The organism is Luteibacter sp. P4_D7_3 (assembly GCF_056401735.1).
On the sequence record NZ_JBFUIT010000023.1, the window covers coordinates 21366 to 27382 of the forward strand.

A 6017-nucleotide genomic window follows, 5' to 3' on the forward strand; every position below is an offset into this window, starting at 1 on the left:
CTCGTCGCCCCCAAGGCGGCACCCTCAGCAAGAAGGAGGCGTCATGCAAATCCAGATCAGCGGCCAGCACATCCATCCCACCCCTGCCCTGCGCGAGCGCGTGGAACAGCAAATCAGCCGCTTCGAACGCCTTTTCGACAACATCACTGCCCTCGACGTGGTCCTTTCCGTCGACAAGAACGAGCACAAGGCGGGTGGCACCCTCCATTGTGCCGGCGTCCGTCTTCACGCCGATGGCGTAGCCAGCCTCGAAGACGAAAAGAAACCGGACGCCCTCCACAAAGCCATCGACGCGATGATCGCCAAGCTTGCCGACCAGCTGAAGAAGCACAAGGAAAAGCTCAAGGATCACCACAACGCCGAGGGCCGCGACGCGCGCGTCGCCGCTCCCWGAACCCCCGTCCACGCTTGATGGCACAATAGCCCCAGCCGGCGCCCTCGCGCCGGCTTCGCCATTTCAAGGGATCCAGCGTGGACCGGCTGACCGCCAGACAACTCTTCGACGGAGTACACGAGCGCATGGCGCTGCGTTGGGCCGCAGGCATGCGCGGCGAGTCGCGCGTGCTCGAACCCAACGCTAAGCAGAGCCGCCGCCCGTCCCTGGTCGGCTACCTGAACGTGATCTACCCCAACAAGGTGCAGATCATCGGCACCGAGGAACTCAATTTCCTCGACGGCCTGGAGCCGCGCCAGCGCTGGGAAGTGATCCACAAGATCGCCGCCTACCAGCCCGCCGCGCTCGTCGTCACCAAGGACCAGGCGATCCCCTCGGACCTGCGTGAAGTAGCCGAGGAAACCGATACCCCGCTGTGGCAGAGCACCCGCCGCGGCCACGAATTACTTACCTATCTGCAGTACCACCTGGCGCGCACGCTGGCGCCGCGGGTCACCCTGCACGGCGTGTTCCTCGAGGTGTTCTCGATCGGCGTGCTGATCACCGGCGAGCCAGGCTCGGGCAAGAGCGAACTGGCACTGGAACTGGTCAGCCGCGGCCACCGCCTTGTGGCGGACGATGCCACCGAATTCACCCTGATCGCCCCGGATGTCATCGACGGCGCCTGCCCCGACCTGCTTCAGGACCTTTTGGAAGTACGCGGCCTGGGCGTGCTGAACATCCGCGAGATGTTCGGCCACACCGCCGTCAAGCCCTCGAAGTACCTGCGTCTGGTCATTCACCTCAAGCCCATGCTCGTGGGCGAGGAAACGGACGCCATGACCCGCCTCACCGGCGATGTCAGTCGGCGCAACGTGCTCGACGTCGACGTACCCAAGATCACCATTCCCGTCGCGCCGGGCCGCAACCTCGCGGTACTGGTCGAGGCCGCTGTGCGCAGCCACGTGCTCAAGAGCAAGGGCATCGACCCGGCGCAGACCTTCATCGACCGCCAGGCGCACCAGATGCGCCGGCTGCCACCGTGGTGACCCCCGTGATCGACGAAGTCATGAGCCCGATCGTCGACCCCGACGCGATTCACCTGATCGTCCTGACCGGCATGTCCGGCGGTGGCAAAACGGTCGCGCTGCGCGCACTCGAAGACCTCGAGTTCTATTGCGTGGACAACATGCCCGCCGAGCTCATCCCGCAGCTGGTAGCGGCGGTGAGCCAGGGCGAGCACGGCCCGCGCCGCCGTATCGCCGTGGGCGTGGACGTGCGCAACCGTCGCGTCGACCTCTCGCGCATGCCTCACGTGCTGTCCGAGCTGTCCATGGCCGGCGTGCACGTGCACCTGATCTTCCTCGACAGCCGCGACGACGTGCTGATCAAGCGCTACTCGGAGACCCGCCGGCGTCATCCGCTGGCCGCCGAAAAGCTCTCGCTGGCCGACTCGATCGCCCAGGAACGCAAGCTGCTGCGCCCGCTGATCGCGATCGCCGAGAAGGTCATCGACTCCAGCGACCTCAACGTGCACCAGCTGCGGCGCCTGTTCGCCACCGGCTACGCGGCGGCCTCGGACGGCACCACCCTGCTGTTCGAGTCGTTCGCCTACCGCCGAGGCCTGCCCTCGGACGCCGATTTCGTCTTCGACGCCCGCTGCCTGCCCAACCCGCACTGGGATCCCCGCCTGCGCCCGTTCTCGGGCAAGGACCAGCCCGTCAGGGAATTCCTCGACGCGAACCCCCTGGTAGGCGAATACTATGCCGACGTGACTCGCTGGCTCGAAACGTGGTTACCACGCTTCGAGGGCGAAGATCGCAGCTACGTCACCGTTTCGATCGGCTGTACGGGCGGGCGCCATCGCTCGGTCTACCTCGTCGAGAAGCTGGCCCAGCATTTCCGCTCGGAACGCGGCAACGTACTGACCTTTCATCGTGAGCTCGAATAACGCCATGACCCAGCCCATGCACCACCGAGACACCGGGCGATGAGCGTCGGCGTTCTCCTCATGACCCACGAAGCGGTCGGCAAGGCACTGATCTCGGCCGCGCGCCACGTCATGCCCAAGCTGCCGATGGACGTGGACGCCGTGGAAGTGCCACCCAGCGCGGATCCTGACGTCATGCGCACGCTCACGGCCAAGCATGCGCGCGATCTCGACCATGGCGACGGCGTACTCGTCCTCGCCGACCTTTATGGCGCCACGCCCTGCAACATCGGGCTCTCCTTGAGCGAACTGGGCGTGCACCTGCGTTGCGTGTCGGGACTGAACCTGCCGATGCTGCTGCGCGTACTCAACTACTCGGATAAATCGCTGACCGAACTGACCGAGATCGCGGCCAGTGGCGGTCGCGGAGGGATCTTCATCGACCATGCTTGAACGGGACATCGTGGTATCCAACCGGCTGGGCCTGCACGCACGCGCCTCCRCCAAACTCGTCCAGCTGGTTTCCAGCTTCAAATCGACCGTCTGGATCATCAGCAAGGGTCGCGAAGTGAATGCCCAGAGCATCATGGGCGTCATGATGCTGGCCGCCGGCATGGGCACTGCCCTGGGCGTGCGCGCCGATGGCGAAGACGAAGAGGCCGCGCTGGCGGCGGTGGTCGATCTGTTCGACCGCAAATTCGACGAGGGTGCCTGACCGATGAGAGTCGTGCTGACCGGCACGCAAGCCGCCCGGGGCATGGCCCTGGGTCGCGCGCGTCTGGTCCAGCCGAGTATCTATGCGGTCGACACCCGCATGCTCGAGGACGCGGAGATCGCGCCCGAGATCGAGCGGCTGCACAAGGCCATCGACAGCGCCCGCACGGAACTGCGTGAGCTACGCGGCAAGCTGCATGGCGCGCTGGCGCGCGAAGTAGGCGATTTCATCGACGCGCATAGCCTGCTCCTTGACGACGARGAGCTGCTGCGCGGCCTGGACGAACTCGTCGCCGTTGGCCATTACACCGCCAGCGCGGCGCTGAAGATGCAGCGCGACCGCCTTGCCGCGGTATTCGACGCCATGAACGACCCTTACCTCAAGAGTCGCGGCGAAGACATCGACCAGGTCATCGGCCGTGTCATGTCCGCCCTCCTCCAGCAATCCAGCCGCGAAGAGCGCAAGCTCGCCGCCCGCGTGGGCGAGATCGTCGTGAGCGACACCGTCGCCCCCGCCGACATGGCCAGCATGGCCGGCCAGGGCATGCTCGGCGTCATCGCCAGCGCAGGCAGCATCTACTCGCATAGCGCCATTCTCGCGCGCAGCTTCAACCTGCCGATGCTGGTCGGCACCAAGGACGCGCTGGCGACGATCAACGACGACGACCTCGTCCTGATCGACGCCGAGCACGGCGAAGTCATCGTGCATCCGACCGCGCAGGACCTCGCCCGCTATCGCCAGTGGCAGCGTCAGGCCGCGGCAGAAGGCCGCCGCCTGGCTGCACTCGCCTCGGCTCCGACACTGACAAAAGATGGCGCCCACGTGCGCCTCTACGCCAATGCCGAGCTGATCGGCGACATCACGCTGGCCCGCGCCCGTGGCGCGGACGGCGTCGGCCTGTACCGCTCTGAGTTCCTGTTCCTGCGCCAGCGCGGCCTGCCCTCGGAAGAGGAGCAGTTCATCGCCTACCGCGACGTCGTCCTCGGCATGGGCGGCTTGCCGGTCACCATTCGCACGCTCGACCTTGGCGCCGATAAGGCCGACGCGGCTGGCCTCGCCATTCGCGGGGAAGACAACCCCGCCCTCGGCGTGCGCGGCGTTCGTCTGTCGCTGCGTTACCCCGACATTTTCAGCGTGCAGCTGCGCGCGATCCTGCGTGCGGCCTGCTATGGCCCGGTGCGCATTCTCGTCCCGATGATTACCCATCTGGGCGAGATGACGGATGTGCGGCGCCTCATCAAGAAGGCGCGCGAAGATCTCGCACGTGAGGGGCAGGAGTTGCCTGAGCGCCTGGATGTAGGCGCGATGATTGAGGTACCGGCGGCTGCGATCGGCGTGACGTCGATTCTCGAGAAGGCCGACTTCCTCGCCATCGGCACCAATGACCTTGCCCAGTATGTGCTCGCGGCCGACCGTAACAACGATGCGCTGGAAGGCATCTACGATCCGCTGCAACCGGCGTTTCTGCGGCTAATTGCGCACGTAATCGCTAGTGCGCGGCGGGCGAAGAAGCCGGTCAGCCTGTGCGGGGAAATTGCCGGCGATACACAGTTCACGGCACTGCTCCTGGCCATGGGCCTGGAAGAATTCAGCATGCACCCGGGGCAGTTGCTCCAGGTGCGTGACCGCCTCACCACGCTGGACTGCCGCGCGCTGCGTCGTGCGGCACCGCGGTTGTTCCGTGCACATTCGCGGGACGAAGTGGAGGCGCGATTGCTCGAGGTTGTCTCTCTCCAGGACAACTGCGCGTAACCCTGCTTGCGTGTGCTTCCTGTGGGAGCCGCTTCAGCGGCGATGCTCTAGCGAAAAGGAAAGCCGCTACGCGGCTCATGCCCCCAGCGGCTTACGCCGCCTCACGCTCGTGCTACGTGAGAGTCGCGGTCGGGTTGGCCCTTGGGGCCGCGGCGCGGCACTTCGTGACGGGCCGTAGCTCCTCTTTCGCTTTCCCTGTGGACTGAGCGGCCCTCAGCTTAGGCGTCCCCAAGGACCAACCCGACCGCGACACCAAACCTCGAGGTTGCGTGAGACAAAAGCTCAACGCCGCTGCGTCACTCTGTACCGTTCAGCTGCTGCACCTCGCCCCTGTAGGAGCCGCTTCAGCGGCGAACCCTCAGCCTGTCGCGCGTGCGAATGGGGCCGCACCTGCCTACGCTCGACCCATCAATGCGGCCCCAACACCTCATCCGCAGCGGAACGTCTCTCCCACGTAAGCCGCGCATGCGCCTCCGCCGCACAATGCGCGCCCATCTGCGTAAGCGCGGCGACCGCATCGAGTGACAACGCCATGCGTCGGCAATCGACGGTGTCCGAGTCATGCACGTACTCCGCAAGCAGCTCCGTGAGCCCACGCGCGTAGTGCGGCAGCGCTGCCGCATTGTTGAGAGAAGGTCGTGCTCTGAGGCATCGGGATCGACGTAGTAGCGAGCGCGGCGAACCGTGCCGTTTTCGGTAGAAACAGACATGAGTACTCCTTGGTGAAGTTCCGCTTGCCCGGGTGCGGCACGCCCACGAAGCGACGTGCCGCGAATCTAACGGACTCGCGGGTCCACGACTGCCCGTGACCAAAGTATCTCAACGCTACCCGTTCACTTGCGCGCGGCCTCACGCTTATACTCCCGACCTTTGTGTCATGGACGACCGGATCGTGATCTACACCCTTCAGTATCTACGTGCGTTGGCCGTGGCCCTTGTCGTCATGTCCCACATCGCCTTCAAGTCATCCGTTGTCGGCAATGCCGTCTTCGATGGGTTTCGGATCGGCGCAAGTGGCGTCGACATCTTCTTCGTCGTTTCGGGCTTTGTCATGGCGATGATCTACACCAGGTCGTCGCTKCGCGACACCGGTGGCATGACCGACTTCTGGATCGCACGTTTCAGCAGGATCTTCCCGCTGTACTGGCTCGTCAGCACCGCGGCGCTGATCCTTTTCCTGGCAAATCCCCATCTGGTCAATGCCAACAGCGGTCCGACGAGCGTGTGGCGCTCGTACACTCTTGTCC

General features: G+C 65.2%; 7 protein-coding genes. All 7 read left to right on the forward strand.

The genetic code is table 11. The features are described 5' to 3' along the window. Positions 1-43: 43 nt before the first annotated feature. Positions 44-412, forward strand: a complete 369-nt coding sequence (gene hpf / locus AC1DSN_RS04430) for a ribosome hibernation-promoting factor, HPF/YfiA family (protein WP_477329718.1) — start codon at positions 44-46, stop codon at positions 410-412. Positions 413-471: 59 nt separating this feature from the next. Next, positions 472-1422, forward strand: a complete 951-nt coding sequence (gene hprK / locus AC1DSN_RS04435) for an HPr(Ser) kinase/phosphatase (RefSeq protein ID WP_213950062.1) — start codon at positions 472-474, stop codon at positions 1420-1422. Positions 1423-1442: 20 nt separating this feature from the next. Then, positions 1443-2324 carry an RNase adapter RapZ gene (gene rapZ, locus AC1DSN_RS04440; protein WP_213950087.1) on the forward strand — a complete coding sequence of 294 codons (882 nt, stop codon included), beginning with the start codon at positions 1443-1445 and terminating at the stop codon, positions 2322-2324. Positions 2325-2363: 39 nt separating this feature from the next. Further along, on the forward strand, positions 2364-2756 hold the full coding sequence (locus AC1DSN_RS04445) for a PTS sugar transporter subunit IIA (protein ID WP_063573064.1): 393 nt from the start codon (positions 2364-2366) through the stop codon (positions 2754-2756). Beyond that, a complete protein-coding gene (locus AC1DSN_RS04450; protein ID WP_477329720.1) occupies positions 2749-3018 on the forward strand; it encodes an HPr family phosphocarrier protein in 270 nt (89 codons plus the stop codon). Before AC1DSN_RS04445 ends, AC1DSN_RS04450 begins: the two co-directional genes overlap by 8 nt. 3 nt (positions 3019-3021) lie before the next feature. Beyond that, a complete protein-coding gene (gene ptsP / locus AC1DSN_RS04455; protein WP_477329722.1) occupies positions 3022-4770 on the forward strand; it encodes a phosphoenolpyruvate--protein phosphotransferase in 1749 nt (582 codons plus the stop codon). A gap of 877 nt (positions 4771-5647) precedes the next feature. Beyond that, on the forward strand, positions 5648-6017 hold a 370-nt coding region (locus AC1DSN_RS04460; RefSeq protein ID WP_477329724.1), incomplete at its 3' end, for an acyltransferase family protein.

Bases quoted from the DNA above. Each gene is read 5' to 3' on its own strand.
- AC1DSN_RS04445 (WP_063573064.1), top strand. From the start codon at position 2,364: ATGAGCGTCGGCGTTCTCCTCATGACCCACGAAGCGGTCGGCAAGGCA.
- rapZ (WP_213950087.1), top strand. From the start codon at position 1,443: ATGAGCCCGATCGTCGACCCCGACGCGATTCACCTGATCGTCCTGACC.